Source organism: Pseudomonas sp. NY11955, from assembly GCF_048068035.1.
In the GTDB taxonomy this organism is placed as follows: Bacteria; Pseudomonadota; Gammaproteobacteria; order Pseudomonadales; family Pseudomonadaceae; genus Aquipseudomonas.
Window position 1 is genome coordinate 1 of record NZ_JBLUPS010000084.1, and the last position, 223, is coordinate 223.

The 223-nt window shown below is 58.7% G+C and carries 1 protein-coding gene; it reads right to left on the reverse strand.

The window, feature by feature from the left end; all coding sequences use genetic code 11:
- Positions 1-223, reverse strand: a 223-nt coding sequence (locus tag ACNFBR_RS29370; RefSeq protein ID WP_416737892.1) for a GTP-binding protein, incomplete at both ends; no start/stop codon positions are given.

Here is a 223-nt window from a genome sequence, read left to right on the forward strand (position 1 = left end):
CTGACGGGACAGCAGGATGTGCTCACGGGTTTGTGGCATCGGACCATCGGCGGCCGAGCAAACCAGGATCGCGCCGTCCATCTGGGCAGCACCGGTGATCATGTTCTTCACATAGTCAGCGTGACCTGGGCAGTCAACGTGAGCGTAGTGACGAATGTTCGAGTTGTACTCGACGTGAGCGGTGTTGATGGTGATACCGCGCGCTTTTTCTTCCGGAGCCGAG